The organism is Bordetella genomosp. 9, assembly GCF_002261425.1.
In the GTDB taxonomy this organism is placed as follows: domain Bacteria; phylum Pseudomonadota; class Gammaproteobacteria; order Burkholderiales; family Burkholderiaceae_B; genus Bordetella_C.
Map to the genome: position 1 here is coordinate 1,645,917 of NZ_NEVJ01000003.1, position 17,916 is coordinate 1,663,832.

14 protein-coding genes are annotated in these 17,916 nt (G+C 68.5%); 9 read left to right on the top strand and 5 right to left on the bottom strand.

What is annotated here, in order from left to right; all coding sequences use genetic code 11:
• Positions 1-42 precede the first annotated feature (42 nt).
• From CAL26_RS18615 to CAL26_RS18650, 8 genes are all read left to right on the top strand, one after another.
• Positions 43-1,182: a GNAT family N-acetyltransferase gene (locus tag CAL26_RS18615; protein ID WP_094848279.1), complete on the top strand. Its 1,140-nt coding sequence runs from the start codon at positions 43-45 to the stop codon at positions 1,180-1,182.
• Positions 1,183-1,307: 125 nt separating this feature from the next.
• Positions 1,308-2,939, top strand: coding sequence for a methyl-accepting chemotaxis protein (locus CAL26_RS18620; protein ID WP_094848280.1), 1,632 nt, complete (start codon positions 1,308-1,310; stop codon positions 2,937-2,939).
• Positions 2,939-3,493 (top strand): chemotaxis protein CheW, encoded by a 555-nt coding sequence (locus tag CAL26_RS18625; RefSeq protein ID WP_094848281.1) that lies wholly within the window; start codon positions 2,939-2,941, stop codon positions 3,491-3,493. The genes CAL26_RS18620 and CAL26_RS18625 overlap by 1 nt, the downstream gene beginning before the upstream one ends.
• Positions 3,490-4,854, top strand: a complete 1,365-nt coding sequence (locus CAL26_RS18630) for a CheR family methyltransferase (RefSeq protein ID WP_094848282.1) — start codon at positions 3,490-3,492, stop codon at positions 4,852-4,854. Before CAL26_RS18625 ends, CAL26_RS18630 begins: the two co-directional genes overlap by 4 nt.
• Positions 4,847-5,611 (top strand): chemotaxis protein CheW, encoded by a 765-nt coding sequence (locus CAL26_RS18635; RefSeq protein ID WP_094848283.1) that lies wholly within the window; start codon positions 4,847-4,849, stop codon positions 5,609-5,611. Before CAL26_RS18630 ends, CAL26_RS18635 begins: the two co-directional genes overlap by 8 nt.
• The gene (locus CAL26_RS18640; RefSeq protein ID WP_094848284.1) at positions 5,608-7,851 is read left to right on the top strand and encodes a hybrid sensor histidine kinase/response regulator; all 2,244 of its coding nucleotides are present in this window, start codon (positions 5,608-5,610) and stop codon (positions 7,849-7,851) included. Before CAL26_RS18635 ends, CAL26_RS18640 begins: the two co-directional genes overlap by 4 nt.
• Positions 7,848-8,873: a chemotaxis response regulator protein-glutamate methylesterase gene (locus CAL26_RS18645; protein ID WP_094848285.1), complete on the top strand. Its 1,026-nt coding sequence runs from the start codon at positions 7,848-7,850 to the stop codon at positions 8,871-8,873. The genes CAL26_RS18640 and CAL26_RS18645 overlap by 4 nt, the downstream gene beginning before the upstream one ends.
• Before the next feature lie 18 nt (positions 8,874-8,891).
• Positions 8,892-9,908, top strand: coding sequence for a response regulator (locus tag CAL26_RS18650; protein WP_094848286.1), 1,017 nt, complete (start codon positions 8,892-8,894; stop codon positions 9,906-9,908).
• Position 9,909: 1 nt separating this feature from the next.
• Here the strand turns inward: CAL26_RS18650 and CAL26_RS18655 are convergent, their stop codons facing one another.
• The 3 genes from CAL26_RS18655 to manD form a co-directional block, all read right to left on the bottom strand.
• Positions 9,910-10,638, bottom strand: coding sequence for a GntR family transcriptional regulator (locus CAL26_RS18655; protein WP_256988525.1), 729 nt, complete (start codon positions 10,636-10,638; stop codon positions 9,910-9,912).
• Positions 10,639-10,677: 39 nt separating this feature from the next.
• Positions 10,678-12,027: an MFS transporter gene (locus tag CAL26_RS18660; RefSeq protein ID WP_256988526.1), complete on the bottom strand. Its 1,350-nt coding sequence runs from the start codon at positions 12,025-12,027 to the stop codon at positions 10,678-10,680.
• Between the two features lie 86 nt (positions 12,028-12,113).
• On the bottom strand, positions 12,114-13,322 hold the full coding sequence (gene manD / locus CAL26_RS18665) for a D-mannonate dehydratase ManD (RefSeq protein ID WP_094848287.1): 1,209 nt from the start codon (positions 13,320-13,322) through the stop codon (positions 12,114-12,116).
• A 72-nt stretch (positions 13,323-13,394) separates the two neighbouring features.
• On the opposite strand from manD, the gene CAL26_RS18670 reads away from it, so the two are divergent.
• On the top strand, positions 13,395-14,885 hold the full coding sequence (locus CAL26_RS18670; protein WP_256988527.1) for a mannitol dehydrogenase family protein: 1,491 nt from the start codon (positions 13,395-13,397) through the stop codon (positions 14,883-14,885).
• Between the two features lie 58 nt (positions 14,886-14,943).
• Here the strand turns inward: CAL26_RS18670 and CAL26_RS18675 are convergent, their stop codons facing one another.
• Both CAL26_RS18675 and CAL26_RS18680 read right to left on the bottom strand, forming a co-directional pair.
• On the bottom strand, positions 14,944-15,426 hold the full coding sequence (locus tag CAL26_RS18675; RefSeq protein ID WP_094848288.1) for a cyanophycin metabolism-associated DUF1854 family protein: 483 nt from the start codon (positions 15,424-15,426) through the stop codon (positions 14,944-14,946).
• Positions 15,401-17,704 carry a cyanophycin metabolism-associated ABC transporter gene (locus CAL26_RS18680; RefSeq protein ID WP_094849961.1) on the bottom strand — a complete coding sequence of 768 codons (2,304 nt, stop codon included), beginning with the start codon at positions 17,702-17,704 and terminating at the stop codon, positions 15,401-15,403. The genes CAL26_RS18675 and CAL26_RS18680 overlap by 26 nt, the downstream gene beginning before the upstream one ends.
• Positions 17,705-17,916: the final 212 nt, after the last annotated feature.

The window sequence follows — 17,916 nt, forward strand, 5'->3', positions numbered from 1 at the left end:
CTGCCCCCCTGCCCTATACTGCGGGCTTCCATGCCTACCGCCATGACCGCCGACATCCGCCTGCAAGTCCTCGAATCACTCAGCGACGTGGAGCCTGCCCTGTGGGACGGTCTGGCGGGCGGACAGCCCTTCCTGCGCCATGCCTTCCTGAGCGCCCTGCACGAGACCGGCTGCGCGGCGCCCGACACGGGGTGGACGCCTTTCTACCTGAGCCTGTGGCGCGGCGATACCCTGGCCGGCGCCATGCCGCTATACGTCAAAGCGCATTCGCGCGGCGAGTTCGTGTTCGACCAGCTCTGGGCCGATGCCTTCGCCCGGCACGGCTTGCGCTACTACCCCAAGCTGCTGTGCTCGGTGCCTTTCACGCCGGTGACCGGACCGCGCCTGCTGGCCGCCTCGCATGCGGACCGCGTCGCGCTGGCGCGCGGCGCCATCGAACTGGCGGCCAGGCTCAAGCTCTCGTCCCTGCACGTCCTGTTCCCCAACGACCAGGATGCGGCCGCGCTGCGCGAAGCCGGCTACCTGATCCGCCAGGGCGTGCAATTCCACTGGCGCAACCAGGGCTATCGCGATTTCGACGGCTTCCTCGCGTCGCTGAACCATGACAAGCGCAAGAAACTGCGGCAGGACCGCAAGCGGGTGGCGGCCGCCGGCGTCGGCTTCCGCTGGCGGCGCGGCGGCGACATCGACGATGCCGCGCTACGGTTCTTCCATGGCTGCTACCAGGAGACGTACCGCAACCACTGGTCCAGCCCATACCTGAACCTGGCGTTCTTCCAGCGCATACACCGCGCCCTGCCGGATGCCCTGGTGCTGGTCGAAGCCCATCGCGACGGCGTGCCCATCGCCTGCGCGCTGAACATGACCGACGGCGCCGCCCTGTACGGACGCCACTGGGGCACGCATGATTTCGTCCCCGGACTGCATTTCGAGACCTGCTACGTGCAGGGGATCGAGTACTGCCTGGCCAACGGCATCGACCGTTTCGAAGGCGGCGCCCAGGGCGAACACAAGATGGCGCGCGGCCTGCTGCCCGAGCCCACCTGCTCGGCCCACTGGATTGCCGACAGCCGTTTCGAAGCGGCCATCGCGGACTTCCTGGACCGCGAAGGCGCCGCCATGGGCGACTATCGCGAACAATTGGCGGCCCATACGCCGTTCAAAAACAACGGCGCGGGCTGAAATGACGTGTCCTGAGGCGCCGGGACCGTTGTTTGCTTGATATTGCACATTGCTGCATCGTATTGTGTCGGCTCTGCTCATCAAGACAAAATCCAAAAGTCCTGCCACAAAGGTGTACGGTCCGTATGAAGAACCAATCCTTGAAACGGCGCATTTATGCGAGCTTCGCCGCCATCCTGGCGGTGATGCTTTTGATGGTGATCGTCGACTACACGCGCCTGCTGGCGGTGGACCGCGACGCGCAGGGCATGGATCAGGATTCGCTGCCCGGGCTGCGGTACGCGATGGACATGCGCAATACCTGGCGCGATGCCTACGACGTGCTGCGCGAAGGCGTCAGCGCCCAGGTCGAGCAGACGGCTGGCGCGGCGGTCGCCAAGGTGCGCGCCGACGTGGCCCGCACGCAGGGCCAGCTCGATGCCGACATGCGCGGTTATGAGTCCACGCCGTTCATCGGCGACGACCGGGCGGTCTACGACGACTTCAAGCGGGCGCTGGACAGCTATCGCAAGATCGAAGACCGCATACTCGGCAGCCTGCAGGCCGGCGACGCGGCCGGCGCGCGCGACCTGCTGCGCGGCCAGCTGCAGCAGGTGTTCAAGGAAGGCCTGGCGGTGACGGACAAGATGCTGGCCGAGAATCGCCAGCGCACCGACGACGCCATCGATCACATCCTGGCCGCCCTGCGCCACGCCGAAGCCATCATGCTCGTCGGCCTGGTGCTGGCGGCGATCGTGGCCGTGGCGGCGGGCGCGCTGCTGATGCGGGCGATCAACGGCCCCATGCAGCGCATCGTCTCGGTCCTGGAGGCTTTCGGCAAGGGCGATCTGGCCAGCCGGCTGGACCTGGGCCGGCGCGACGAGTTCGGTGCCGTCGAAACCGGCTTCAACCGCATGGCGGACGAACTGACCGACCTGGTCGGCAAGGCGCAGCGCTCCGCCATCCAGGTGGCGACGTCGGTCACGCAGATCGCTGCCACCTCCAAGGAGCAGCAGGCCACGGCGTCGGAAGTCGCGGCGACCACCACGGAGATCGGCGCGACTTCGCGGGAGATCGCGGCGACTTCGCGCGACCTGGTGCGCACCATGAACGAAGTGTCGGGCGCCGCGGACCAGACCGCCAGCCTGGCCGACGAAGGCCACCATGACCTGGCGCGCATGGAAACCACGATGCGCACGGTGATGGACGCCGCCGGCTCGGTCAACGCGAAACTGGCGGTGCTGAACGAGAAAGCCGGCAATATCAATCAGGTGGTGACCACCATCAACAAGGTCGCCGACCAGACCAACCTGCTGTCGCTGAATGCCGCCATCGAGGCAGAGAAGGCCGGCGAATACGGCCGCGGCTTCGCCGTGGTGGCCACCGAAATCCGCCGGCTGGCGGACCAGACCGCCGTCGCCACTTTCGATATCGAACAGATCGTGCGGGAAATCCAGTCATCCGTGGCGGCCGGTGTCATGGGCATGGACAAGTTTTCCGAAGAAGTGCGGCGGGGCGTGAACGAGATGCAGCAGGTTGGCGAACAGCTGGCCCAGATCATCCAGCACGTGCAGACACTGGCGCCACGCGTGCAGATGGTGAACGAAGGCATGCAGGCCCAGGCGACGGGCGCCGAACAGATCAACCAGGCGCTGAGCCAGCTGGCCGACGCCACGCAGCAGACCGTGGAATCGCTGCGCCAGTCCAGCGTCGCCATCGACGACCTCAACACGGTCGCGGGCGAACTGCGCGGCAGCGTAACGCGGTTCAGGATGTGATGGCTGCCGCCGCGACGCGCGCAAGCACCGATACGGCGCGCGCCGATGGCGGCACGCGGGCCAGGCGGCTGTTCCTGCGCTTCGATATCGGGGGCGATCGCTACGTCCTGCCGGCGTCGCCTATCGTGCGCATGCTGCCCTGGATGCCGCTGAAGGGGCTGCCGGCCGCGCCGGCCTGGGCGGCGGGGGTGCTGCTGTACGGCGATACCCCGGTGCCTGTCATCGATATCAGCGCGCTGGCGACCGGACGCAAGTCAGCGGCGCGGGCCAGCACGCGCATCGCCGTGGTGGAATACCGCGCCGCGCCGCCGGCACGGCTGCTGGGGCTGCTCCTGGAGCACGCGACGCAGACCGTGCATTACGACGAAGGCGAGTTCGTGCCCTGCGGCCTGGACTATCCCGATGCGCGTTATCTCGGTCCCGTGCGGCCGGACGAACAAGGCCTGGTGCAGCGGATCGACGTCGATGACCTGCTGCCGGCGCAGGTACGCGAACACCTGTTCCAGCAAGCCGCCCGCGCCGTCGGGTCCGCGGAACCGGAGTCCGCGCCATGACGACGGACGATTTCAGCGCCCTGCTCAAGCGGCGGATCGGACTCGATGCGGAGTCCATCGGCACGGCCGCCGTCGAACGGGCGGTACGGCAACGCGCGCAGGCCACCACGGGCGGCGATGCGGCGGCCTATTGGCAACTGCTGGTCGGCTCCGCGCGGGAACAGCAGGAGCTGATAGAAACCGTGGTGGTGCCGGAAACGTCTTTCTTCCGGCATGCCGAGTCGATGGACACGCTGGCGCTGCTGGCACGCCAGCGCGCCGCGCATGGCGACGCCCTGCGTATCCTGAGCCTGCCCTGTTCCAGCGGCGAAGAACCCTACACCATCGCCATGGCGCTGTTGGATGCCGGCATCGATCCGCAGCGTTTCGCCGTGCTGGGCATGGATATCAGCGACCGCCTGGTGGCGCGCGCCGAACAGGGCATCTATGGCCGCAATGCGTTCCGGGGCGAGGCGCTGGACTACCGCGCGCGGCACTTCACCGAAACGCCGCAGGGCTATTCCGTGAGCCCGCGCGTGCGGGCGCACGTACGTTTCCAGTCCGGCAATCTGCTGGACCCGGCGCTGGCACTGCCCGCCGACGCCTACGACTTCGTGTTCTGCCGCAATCTGCTGATCTATTTCGACAATCCGACGCAGGAGGCCGCGGTGGGCGTGCTGCGGCGGCTGTGCCGCGCCGATGGCGTGATCTTCGTCGGGCCGGCCGAAGCCAGCCTGCTCACCCGGCTGGGGTTGAAGCAGATCGACGCGGCGCGCGCATTTGCGTTCCGCAATGCCGTGGGGGCGGCGCCGGCGGCGGACCTTCGGCATGCGCCGCTGGCGGCCGGCCGCGGGGCCGCGCCGCGCCGCCCGGCCCGGCCGCCCGCGGCCCCGGAACGGCCCCGGCCATACGCGCTGGCCGGCGCATCGACCCAGGCGCCGGCGCCGCGCGCGGGCAGCAAGGGCGACGGCCAGGCGCCGGCGTCGCGGCCGGGCGCCGGCCCTGACCGTGGCACGGCCGGGCCGGCTTCGACGTCCGCTGCGGCGGCAGCCCACGCGGGCGATGCGGGCGCGCCGGCCTCGCTGGAACACGTGCAGGCGCTGGCCGATGCCGGCAGGCTGGACGACGCCCGCGCGGCGGCCACCGCGCACATCCAGGCCCACGGCGCGTCCGCGCCGGCCTATTATCTGATCGGGCTGCTGGCCGATGCGGCCAACCAGCCGGCGGCGGCCGAGACGGCCTACCGCAAGACGCTGTACCTGGATCCGGGGCATCGGCAGGCCCTGCTGCATCTGGCCTCGCTGCTGGAAACGCGTGGCGAGGTCGCGCCGGCCCGCCAACTGAGAGCGCGCGCCGCGCGTCACGGAAACGGCTATGCATGAACGCGATTCCGCGCCGATAGATGACTGCTGGAACCGCATCGGCGTACGCGGCGACCGGTCCTGCCCGCGGCTGGCGGAATATATCCATTGCCGGGAATGCCCGGTGCAGGAAGAGGCGGCCAAGAACCTGTTGTATCGCGCGCAGGCGGATACCGCGGTCCTGCAGGGGGACGCCGCCGCGATGCGGCCGGGTTCCGTGGCCGGGGTCGCGGCCGCATCGGCGGGCACATCGGCGGGCGCGGCTGGGATCGCGGCGGACGGCCGTGCCGGCGGCGCCGGCACACGGCCCGACAGCGGGGTGACCGCCACCGGCACGGACATGATCTCGCTGCTGATCTTCCGCCTGCACGCGGAATGGCTGGCCCTGCCGGTGTCGGCGCTGGCCGAAGTCACGCCCATGCGCCCTGTCCACAGCCTGCCGCGCCGGTCCGGCGTGGTCCTGGGCGTGTGCAATGTCCGCGGACGACTGGTTCCCTGCGTGTCGCTGGCCGCTTTGCTCGACCTGGCGCCGCGCGAGGACGCCGCCGACAAGGCCACGCCGCGCATGCTCGTCCTGTCCACGCGCGGCGGCACCATCGTCAGCCCGGTCGACGAAGTGGCCGGCATACAGCCCTATCCCCGCACGGCCATCGGGGCGTTGCCCGACACGCTCGCCGGCGGCCACTATGCGGCGGGCGTCGTGCGCTACCGCGACCGCGCCGTCGGCATGCTGGACGCCAACCGGCTGGCGCATGCGATCGAGGGGAAATTGGCATGAGTCCCAACTCCCTGCGCGACGCCTCGCTGCTGGACTTGTACAAGATGGAAGCCGACGTCCAGGTGCAGGTACTGGATGCCGGATTGCTGGCCCTGGAGCGCGACCCGCTGGCGCAGGATCACCTGGCCGCATGCATGCGCGCCGCGCATTCGCTCAAGGGGGCGGCGCGCATCGTCGGCCTGGATGGGCCGGTGCGGGTGGCGCATGCGATGGAAGACCGCCTGGTCGACGCGCAGAAAGGCCGCGCGCCGCTGGATGCCGCCGCCATCGACATGCTGCTGCGCGGGACCGATCTGCTGCGCCATATGCCGGCGGCGGACGCACAGGCCGACGTCGTGGCGGCGCAGGCCTTCATCGATACGCTGGGCGGGCCGCCCGGCGGCGACGCCATCGCCGAGAACGCTATGCCCGCGCCGGCGTCGCAGCTCGGGACGCCGGATCCGCAGCCCGGGACGCCGGATCCGGCGCCGCCTCGCGACGGCGAGATCGCCGAACGCGCATTGCGCGTGACGGCGCGTACGTTGGATGAACTGCTGGGCCTGTCCAGCGAAACCCTGGTCGAGGCCAACCGCCTCTCGCCCTTCGCCGCCTCCCTGCTCCCGCTCAAGCGCATGCAGGACGGCCTGGCCAAGGCCCTGGAATCGCTGCAACACTCGGTGGCCGCCGGCGGCGCCGATGCCGCCGCACTGGCCGCCCTGGAACAGGCAAGCCAGCACGCCGCCGCCTGCCAGGACATGCTGGCCGACCGCATGGCGCAGGCCGACCAATTCGGCTGGCGTATCGGCGACCTGGGCCAGCGCCTGTACGACACGGCGCTGCAATGCCGCATGCGCCCCTTCGGCGACGCGGTCGCGGGCCTGCCCCGCATGGTGCGCGATCTCGCCCGTACGCTGGGCAAGCAGGCGCGGCTGGAAATCGTCGGCACCGACACTCGCGTGGACCGCGATATCCTGGAAGGCCTGGACGCGCCGCTCACGCACCTGCTGCGCAACGCCGTCGACCACGGCATCGAAATGCCCGCCCAGCGCCGCGCCGCCGGCAAGCGCGAAGAAGGCACCGTCACGCTGCAGGCGCGCCACAGCGCCGGCATGCTCGTGGTGGAAGTCGGCGACGACGGGCGCGGCATCGACGTCGCCGCCCTGCGCGAAGAGATCATCCGCCGCGGCCTGGCCACGCGGCAGACCGCCGACACGCTCAGCGAAACGGAAACGCTGGCCTTTCTTTTCCTGCCCGGTTTTACCACCCGCGCGGCGGTCACCGAGATATCCGGCCGCGGCGTGGGCCTGGACGTGGTGCACGACATGGCCCGGCGCCTGCGCGGCACCGCCCGCGTATTGCAGCGCCCCGGCCAGGGGGCCCGCTTCACGCTGGAGCTGCCGCTATCGCTGTCGGTGGTGCGCAGCCTGATCGTCGATATCGCCGGCGAACGCTACGCCTTTCCGCTGGCCTACGTGTCGCGCACGCTGCGCCTGCCGCGCACCGCCATCGCGCAGCTGGAAGGCCGCCAGCACTTCACCCACGACGGTGCGCAGATCGGCCTGGTCGGCGCCAGCCAGGTGTTGCAATACGCGCGGCAGCCGGCGCTGGGCGACCTGGTGGCGGTCGTGCTGCTGACCGATCCGCAGGGCCGCCGCTACGGCGTTGCCGTGGACCGTTTCATCGCCGAGCAGACGCTGGTGGTGCAACCGCTCGATCCGCGCCTGGGCAAGCTGCAGGACATCCAGGCCGGCGCGGTCATGGAAGACGGCGTGCCCGTGCTGATCCTGGACGTCGAGGACATGCTGCGCACCATCGAAAAGCAGGCAGCCGGCGGCACTCTGCGCCGCGTCGACGGACCCGCCGCGGAGCGCGCCGCCGCGCCCCGCAAGCGGATCCTGGTGGTGGACGATTCGCTGACCGTGCGCGAGCTGGAACGTAAACTGCTCAGCCACCGCGGCTACGACGTGGCGGTCGCCGTCGACGGCATGGATGGCTGGAACATGGCGCGTGCCCAGCATTTCGATCTGGTCGTCACCGACGTCGACATGCCGCGCATGGACGGCATAGAACTGGTCACCCTGATCCGCAAGGATCCGCGGATGCAGTCGATGCACGTGATGGTGGTTTCGTACAAGGACCGGCCGGAAGACCGGCAGCGGGGCCTGGATGCCGGCGCCGACTATTACCTGGGGAAGAGCAGCTTCCACGACGACGCGCTGCTGGATGCCGTCGAAGACCTGATAGGACGGGCGGACGCGTGAAGATAGGCATCGTCAACGACAAACCGGCGGCGGTGGAGCTGCTCAGGCAGGTCCTGGCCACCGACCCCGACCTGCAGGTCGCGTGGATCGCCTTCGATGGCGCCGAGGCCGTGCAGCGTTGCGCCGCCGCGCGGCCGGACATCGTGCTGATGGAACTGGCCATGCCGGTGATGGACGGCAGCGAAGCCACCCGCCGCATCATGGCGGACACGCCCTGCGCGATCATCATCGTCGCCACCGACGTCGACCAGAATACGTCGCGCGTGTTCGACGCGATGGGCCACGGCGCGCTGGACGCCATCGAGATCCCCGCGTTCGATGCCGGGGGCGCCCAGTCCGCCGCGGCGCCGCTGCTGCGCAAGATCCGCAATGCCGGCTGGCTGATCGGCGCCTACGACCGCCAGCGCCCCGCGTCGAAGGGCCCCGTCCCGCCGGTATCCACCACGGCGCCACGGCAGCTCGTCGCGATCGGCGCGAGCGCGGGCGGGCCGCCTTCGCTGGCGCTGCTGCTCAAGGCGCTGCCGGCCGACTTCCCGGCCGGGATCATCCTGGTCCAGCACGTCGACGCGACCTTCGCCCAGGACATGGCGCGCTGGCTGGACGAGCAGATCCCGATGCCCGTGCGTCTGGCGTTGCCGGGCGACACGCCCGCGCCCGGGACCGTCCTGCTGGCGGGCACCAATGACCACCTGGTGCTGCTGCGCGACGGCACACTGAACTACACCAGGCACCCGGTGGAAGGCCTGTACCGCCCTTCCATCGACGTTTTTTTCAACAGCGTGGCGCGCCAATGGCGCGGCGACGCGGCAGGGGTACTATTGACGGGCATGGGAAGGGACGGCGCGCTCGGCTTGAAAACGATGCGCGACCATGGCTTCCTGACCATCGCCCAGGACCGCGCCACCAGCGCTGTCTACGGCATGCCCAAGGCCGCCGCCGAACTGGGCGCCGCATCTGAAATCGTACCGTTGCACCGTATCGCGGAAAGCCTGACCAGGCACTTCGCGCGCAAGCCGGCATGACGCACTAAGGAACAAAAAATGGAACCTGTCATCGACTACGTGGCCGGGCTCGACAATAAACCGCAGAACGCCATGGTGTTGCTGGTGGACGACCAGATCATGGTTGGGGAGGCGGTGCGACGCGCGCTGGCCGACGAACCCAATATCGATTTCCACTTCTGCCCGGATGCGCAGGAAGCGCTGAACGTGGCCACCCAGACGCGGCCCACGGTGATCCTGCAGGACCTGGTGCTGCCCGGCGTGGACGGCCTGACGCTGGTGCGCGCGTACCGCGCGAACCCCGCCACCCGCGACATTCCGATCATCGTGCTGTCGTCCAAGGAAGACGCCGAGGTCAAGAGCGCGGCCTTCAGCGCGGGCGCCAACGATTACCTGGTCAAGCTGCCGGACACCATCGAGCTGGTGGCGCGCATCCGCTATCACTCGCGATCGTATCTGGCGATGCAGCAGCGCGACGAGGCCTACCAGGCGCTGCGGCAGAGCCAGCAGCAACTGATGGAAATCAACCTGGAGCTGCGCCGCCTGACCAATTCCGACGGCCTGACGGGACTGTCCAACCGCCGCTACTACGACAGCTACCTGAGCGCGGAATGGAAACGCGCCATGCGCGAGCAGAGCGAGATCAGCATGTTGATGATCGACGTCGACCACTTCAAAAGCTACAACGACGCCTACGGCCATATGGCGGGCGACGAAGTGCTCAAGAAAGTGGCGCACACCATCGCCAGCTGCTGTGACCGCTCCACCGACCTGTGCGCGCGTTTCGGCGGCGAGGAGTTCACGGTGGTGCTGCCCGGCACGCCGCTGTCCGGCGCGCGCCTGGTGGCGGAAAAAATCCGCCGCTCCGTCGAAGGCCTGCACATTCCGCATCGTGATTCGGCGACCTCGGAATGGCTGACGGTCAGCGTGGGCATCGCCACAACCGTGCCGGACCGGGCGGACCGCTATACGCAGATCATCGACGCCGCCGACCGCGGGCTGTACAACGCCAAGCGGCACGGACGCAATCGCGTGATGGCGCGTTCCGACGAATAGCTCAGTCGTCGCCGGCGCCGAACCAGTCCGGGTTGCGCGCGCGTATCGGTTCGAACGAGATGGTCAATTCGCGCAGGTGCGCCGCCATGGCGGCCTGCGCGGCCGGCGCATCGCCGTCGCGCAAGGCCTTGTAGATGGCCTCGTGCTGTTCGATCAGGCGGTCCAGCGGCGACACCTCGGCCAGGCTCAGATAGCGCACCCGGTCCATGTTCGCCTTGATGTTTTCGATCGTCTGCCAGACCGCGGGGCAGTCCGCCGCCGCCGCGATGGCCTGGTGAAACGCATCGTCCAGGTCCAGGAACGACGCGGTGTCGTTCGCCCGCGCGGCGCGGCGCTGGCCGTCCAGCAATCCGGCGATGGCGTGCAGCTGGGGCGGGGTGACGCGTTGCGCCGCGCGCGCGGCCACGGCGACTTCCACGGCTTCGCGGATGAAGCGGCCGTCTTCCACGCGGCGGGGCGAAATCTTCATGACGAAGGTGCCGCGCTGCGGCAGCACCTGCACGAGGCCGGCCTCGCCCAGCTTGATGAAGGCTTCGCGCACCGGCTGGCGCGATACGCCCAGCCGTTCGGAGATGTCTTTTTCCGATAGCGGCGAGCCGGGCGGGAAGGTGCCCTTGACGATGGCCTCGCGCAGGATCCGGTAGATGCGCTGGTTCACCGGGCCGGGCATATCGCCGGGCATCGCCAGCGCGGCCATGCCGCCATCCGGTTTTCTGCGCGCTCCCGCCATGGGCCCGTCCTGTTTCATGAGCAAGGCCCGAGTATAGGTCTAACGATGGCCCCAATCCTGCAGGTCCGCGCCGCCGCGCCTGACCGGCGCGGTTTCCGGCAGCAGCCGCAGCGCCGCCAGCGAGGCGATGCCCAGCACCAGCATGTACACCGCCAGCCCCGCGTAGTGGCCGCCGCTGGCCTGGATGATCTTGACCGCCACCAGGCCCAGGATGCCGCTGCCGATCAGCGACCCGATCTGCCATATCAATGCGATGCCGCTGCAACGCACGCGGGTGGGAAACAGCTCCGGAAACATGGAAGCCTGCGGCGCGTAGCACAGCGCATGGCCCACGGACAGCACCAGGATCATCGCCAGATGGGTCAGCAGCCGGTCGCCGCTATTCAACATCAGGAAGAAGGGAACCACCATGAGCACCTGTACCAGCGCCCCCGCCATGTAGACCGGACGGCGGCCGTAGCGATCCGACAGCCAGCCGGCCAAGGGGATGGTGAACAACTCCACCCCCACCGCCAGCAGGATGCCTTGCAGCAGCCACGCATCGTTCAAGTGGTTGGCCTTGCCGTAGGCCAGCACGATGGTGCTGTACATGGCGAAGGCGCAGGCTTCCACCAGCTTGGCGAAGACGCCCTTGGTGATGATGCCGGGAAAGGTGCGCAGGACCTCCACCACCGGCCGTGACTCCACCGCCTTGGTTTTGCGAATCTCGTCGAATACCGGCGATTCATCGATGCGCAGGCGCACGTAGAGCCCGATCACGACCAGCACCAGGCTGAGCAGGAAGGGAATGCGCCAGCCCCAGTCCAGCAACTGCGCCTCGCTGAGCGTGGACGTGAGCACCGCGAACAGGCCGGCCGGGATCAGGAAGCCCGCCGGCGCGCCCAGCTGCACCCAGCTGGCATAGAAGCCGCGTCGCGCGCGCGGCGCATACTCCGCGGTCATCAGCACCGCGCCCGCCTGCTCCCCGCCCACGCCGAAGCCCTGCAGGATGCGGATCAACACCAGGGCCAGCGGCGCCCAGAAGCCGATGCGTTCGTAGGTCGGCATCAGGCCGATGACGAAGGTCCCCAGGCCGACGATCAGGATCGTGATCACCAGGGCCTTCTTGCGGCCCAGCTTGTCGCCGAAATGGCCGAACACGATGCCGCCGATCGGCCGCGCCAGGAAGCCGACCGCATAGGTCGCGAAGGCGGCCACCGTGCCGACCATGGGATCGGAGCTGGGAAAGAACAGCTTGCCGAAGAACAGGACCGCGGCGGTCGCGTAGACGAAGAAATCGTAGTATTCGGCGGCCGTGCCTATGGTCGAGGCGACCGCGGCGCGCCGCAGCATGCCCGTGGGCGCCTGGCCGGCGTCGACAGGCCGGGCGTGGCTGGTGATGGTGCTCATGTCTGCTCCAGGTTCATTCTGTTTTTGTTGCCGCCGCGGTTTGCTGGCGGGTTGCCATCAAGACTCCGGCCGGGCCTGCAGGCCGCCTACCAGCTCCACAGCGTGCCGTCTTCCAGCCGCGCCACCGGCAGGTACGCCGGGTCGTAGGGATACCTGGCGGCGAGCTTTTCGTCGATGTCCACGCCCAGCCCGGGCGCTTCGCCGGGATGCATGGTCCCCTTGCTGAATTCCCAGGCATGGGGAAAAACTTCCAGCGCCTGCTCGGGATAGCCCATGTATTCCTGCACGCCGAAGTTCGGCACCCACAAATCGAAATGCAGCGCGGCGCCCATGCAGACCGGCGACAGGTCCGACGGGCCGTGGCAACCGGTGCGCACCTGGTACAGCGCGGCGAAATCGGCGATGCGGCGCATATGCGTGATGCCGCCGGCATGCGTCAGCGTGGCGCGGATGTAGTCGATCAATTGCTCCTCGATCAACTGCTTGCAATCCCAGATGCTGTTGAAGACCTCGCCCACCGCGACCGGCGTGACCGTATGCCGGCGGATCAGGCGGAACGCCTCCTGGTTTTCGGCGGGGGTGGGATCTTCCATCCAGAACAGCCGGTAGGGCTCCACCGACTTGCCCAGCCGCGCGGCTTCGATCGGCGTCAACCGGTGGTGCACGTCGTGCAGCAGATGCGTATCGAAGCCGAAGCGCGCGCGCACCGCGTCGAACAGCCGGGGAATGAAGTCCAGGTATTTTTCGCTGGACCAGGATTGCTCCTCGGGCCAGCCCTTGGTCGCCGGCTCGTAGGCGCCGCCATGCTTGGTCACGCCGTAGACCGATTTCATGCCCGGCACCCCGCACTGGATGCGGATGGCCTGGTAGCCCTGGTCGACGTGCTCCGCGTACTTGTCCAGCGCCTCGTCCAGATCGCGGCCGGTGGCATGGCCATAGACCATGACGCGATCGCGCGATGCGCCGCCCAGCAGCTGGTACAGCGGCATACCGGCCATCTTGGCCTTGATGTCCCACAGCGCCATGTCCACCGCGGCGATCGCCGACATGGTGACCGGGCCGCGCCGCCAATAGGCGCCCTTGTACAGGTATTGCCAGGTATCTTCGATATTGCGCGGATCGCGGCCGATCAGCACCGGGCATACGTGGTCCTTCAGATAGGACGCCACGGCCAGTTCGCGGCCGTTCAGCGTCGCGTCGCCCACCCCATGCACGCCCTGGTCCGTGACCAGCTTCAAGGTGACGAAGTTGCGGCCGGGGCAGGTGACGATGACCTCGGCGTGGGTGATTTTCATGTCGGCTCCGGCTTGCTGATCGTAGTCTTGGATACTACCATACCAGTTATGGATACACGCGTAGGCAGACCGATGGGTGAACAGATGGACGAACCGATGGACAAGCAGCTTCCACGCCTGGCGCCCGACCGCCTGCCGGCGCTTTCCGCGCACCTGTCTCCCCTGCCCTGGACCGAGCCGCGCGTCGGCATCGTCCACCTGGGCCTGGGCAATTTCCATCGCGCCCACCAGGCCATGTACACCGAGGACGCCATGCTGGCGGCGGGCGGCGACTGGGGCATCTGCGGCGTCTCGCTGCGGCGGCCGGACACCCGCGACGCGCTGGCGCCCCAGGGCGGGCTGTACAGCGTGCTGATACGCGATGCGGACGGCGAACGCGTGCAGGTGGTGCGCGCGCTGCGGCGAGTACTGGTGGCCACCCAGGAGCAGGACGCCGTCCTGGACGCCCTGCGAGACTCGCGCGTCCGTATCGTGAGCCTGACGGTCACGGAAAAAGGCTATTGCCTGGACCCGCGCACGGGTGGACTGGATATGACGCATCCGCAGGTCGCGCGCGACCTGCGCGACCCCGACCATCCGCAAAGCGTGCCGGGCTATCTGGTGGCCGGCCTGCGCGCGCGCCGCGACAATCCCTATACCGTGCTGTCCTGCGACAACCTGGCCCATAACGGCGCGGCCCTGCGCCGCGTGGTGCTGGACTACGCCCGCGCGCTGGACGCCGGCCTGGCGGACTGGATCGAACGCAGCGTGGCTTTTCCTTCCACCATGGTGGACCGCATCGTGCCGGCCACCACGGACGCCGACCGCGCGGCGGCCGCCGCGGCGCTGGGCTGCGTGGACGCCTGGCCGGTGCCCGCGGAAAGCTTCCGGCAATGGGTCATCGAAGACCGCTTTCCGGCCGGCCGGCCCGCGTGGGAACGCGCGGGCGCGCTGCTGGTCGAGGACGTCACGCCTTATGAGACCGCCAAGCTGCGCATGCTGAACGGCATCCACTCGACGCTGGCCTACCTGGCGCTGCTCGCCGATATCGAAACGGTGGACCGGGCCATCGCGCAGCCGGATCTGCATGCGCTGGCGCATCGCATGATGAGCGAGGACATCGCCCCCACGCTGACGGTGCCCGCCGCCTTCGACCGCGCGCGCTATCGCGACGATCTGCTGGCGCGCTTCGCCAACCCCGCGCTGAAGCATCGCTGCGCGCAGATCGCCATGGACGGCAGCCAGAAACTGCCGCCGCGCCTGCTGGGCACGGCGGCGGACCGCCTGCGGGACGGCCATGCCGTGGACCGCCTGGCGCTCGGCGTGGCGGCATGGATGTGTTTCCTGTCGGGCCGTTCGGAAAGCGGCGCGGCGCTGGAATTGAACGATCCCATGGCGGACCGTTTAAGCGCGCTGGCGGCGCCGGGCGCGGACGGCCTGGCCGACCGGTTGCTGGCGGTGGCGGATATCTTCCCGCCGGAACTCGCGGCGGACGCGCGCTTCACGGCGGCGGTGCGGCGCGCCTGCGATGCGCTGGCGCGCGACGGCGCGCTGGGCACGGCGCGGCGCTACGCAGCCCTGTAGCGGGGGCGCGGGCCCGGCCGCTGCAAAGCTGCAAAGGCTTTAAAGGTCTTGAAGGTTTTTAAAGGAAACGATCGAGCAGCTTGCGGCTGTGCTTGTCGAGCGCGCGCAGGTCGCCGATCAGGTAATGGATGCCGTGGCTGTCGGCCACCAGCAATGCATGGCCGCTCAGGCGGCGGATGTCTTCTTCGCCGCGCAGCACGAAATCCGTGGCGCCGCGGTCGGTCTGCACATTCCAGGTGCATGGCGTCGCATACCCGGATACGCCGACGATCCGCTGGATGCGCGGCATGAACTCGCGCGCGCTCAGCGCTTCCTGCAACAGCGTGCGCATGCCGTGCGGCAGGTCGTCCACGCGATCTATCCATACCACTTCATGGCCGGCGGGATCGACCAGCGAACAGCCGCCTTCGGGCGCGGAAATCGGAAAGGCGCGCACCGGCACCACGCCGACGATGGCGCCGCCGTCGGCGCCCAGGTACACCAGCCTGCCGTGGGCATCGCGGCGCAGCTGGAAATCAGGTCTCGGCGACGAGATCGTCATCGTCATCCTCCTCGCTGGAGCGGGCTTCCGCGTCGGCTTCGGCCTGGCGCGCCTGCGCCTGGTACAGCGCGTGATAGGCGCCGCCCGCGGCCATCAGCTGTTCGTGATTGCCCTGCTCGACGATGCGGCCGCGGTCCAGCACCACCAGCCGATCGGCCTTGCGCAGCGTGCTGAGCCGGTGCGCGATCGCGATGGTCGTGCGGCCGCGCACCAGGTTGTCGAGCGCCTTCTGGATCTCTTTTTCCGTGGTGGTATCCACCGACGACGTGGCTTCGTCCAGGATCAGGATGCGCGGGTCGATCAGCAAGGCCCGCGCGATGGAAATCCGTTGGCGCTCGCCGCCGGACAGGGCCTGGCCGCGCTCGCCCACCAGGGAGTCGTAGCCGTGCGGCAGGCGCAGGATGAACTCGTGCGCATGCGCGGCGCGCGCCGCCGCGACGATTTCCTCGCGCGTGGCCTCCGGCTTGCCGTAGGCGATGTTCTCCGCGATGGTGCCGAAGAACAGGAAAGGCTCCTGCAGCACCAGGCCGATGTTGCGGCGGTACTGCGCGATGCCCATCGTGCGGATATCGACGCCGTCCACCAGCACCGCGCCTTCGGTCACGTCATAGAAACGGCAGATCAGGTTGATCAGCGTGCTCTTGCCCGAGCCGCTATGGCCCACCAGGCCGACCATGATGCCGGGTTCGATGGACAGGTTCAGGCCATGCATCACCGACCGGTTGCCGTAGCGGAACCCGACGTCGCGCAGCTCGATGCGGCCGCGCACGCGGTCCACCTGCACCGGATTGCGCGGTTCCGGCACGCTGGACACGTGGTCCAGGATGTCGAAGATGCGCTTGGCGCCGGCAGCGGCCTTCTGGGTGGCCGACACGATGCGGCTCATGGAATCCAGGCGGGTGTAGAAGCGGCCGATGTAGGCCAGGAACGCCGCCAGCACCCCGACCGTGATCTCGTGCCGCGACACCTGCCAGATGCCGTACATCCACACGATCAACAGGCCTATTTCGGTCAGCAGCGTCACCGTGGGCGAAAACAATGCCCACACGGTGTTGACGCGATCGTTGACGTCCAGGTTGCGCTGGTTGGCATCGCGGAAGCGGCGCACCTCGCGCTTTTCCTGGGCGAAGGCCTTGACCACCCGTATGCCGGGTATGGTGTCGGCCAGCACGTTGGTGATTTCCGACCACACCCGGTCGACTTTCTCGAAGCCGTGGCGCAGATGGTCGCGCACCGCATGGATCATCCAGCCGATGAACGGCAGCGGGATCAGCGTGACCAGGGCCAGCCAGGGGTTGATCGAGATCAGGATGACGGCGGTCATCACGATCATCAGCACGTCGGTGGCGAAATCCAGCAGATGCAGGGATAGGAATACGCAGATGCGATCGGTTTCGCTGCCGATGCGGGCGATCAGGTCGCCGGTGCGCTTGCCGCCGAAATACGCCAGCGACAGGTGCTGCAGATGCTCGTAGGTGGTCGTGCGCAGGTCCGCGCCGATGCGTTCGCTCACCCAGGCCAGGATGTAGGTGCGCCCCCAGCCCAGGCCCCAGGCCAGCAGGGCCGATGCGAACAGGCCGGACAGGTACATCACCACGCGGTCGTCGTCGATGGGCGCGCCGTTCTGGAACGGGATCAGCACCTCGTCCATCAGGGGCATGGTCAGGTAAGGCGGCACCAGCGTGGCCGCGGTGGCCAGCAGCGTCAGCATGAAACCGACGAACAGCGGCACCTGGTACGGCACGGCGAAGCGCCACAGCCGCAGCAGCGCCCAGGTCGACGGCGGTTCCGGCGTGGGCGGATTGCAGACGGGGCAGATGTCCTGCTCTGCGGTAAGCGGCTCCAGGCAGGTGGCGCAGACCCGGTGATTCGCCTCGCCCGCGTCGCGCAGGCCGCGCAGCACGTCGAATTGCCGCGCGTAGGCGTCGCGCAGGCGCAGCGCGGCCGGATTGCGGCCCAGCGTGTAGCGCCAGACGGCCAGGCGGGCTTCCGGGCCCTGCAATTCCAGCATGCCGGCGCCGGCGTGGTCGGAAACCGTCATGGCTTCCGTTTCGTCATAGGACCAGCGCCGCCATTGCGGCTCGCCCGGCTCGCGCGCGACGACGCCCCGGTCGGTCACGAAAACCATGCCGGTGCGGAACTTAAGCGCCCCATCCAGGTCTAGCGCCAACCAGGCGAGCAAAGTCTCGCCCTCACCCAGCTGGGCGAGCATGTCGGCGTGCCAATCGGCTGGCAGGGCGGCTCCGTCCGGGACGAAGTCTAAAACGGGTTTCTTCATGGAAAACGTATTCACAGCCGCGGCGGAACCAGCAGGCCGGGACCCCGATTTCGGCGCGAAGCTGAAAACGTGTTCCTTCCTTGCAACACTATAGACGTCATGGATAGAATCCGCGTCGCCGCCCGCGTACCGATATTTCTATAATCGGCGGCATACACAGAGCATCCTGGCACTGACGAACCGCGCACCGTACACCTACACGGCATAACCCA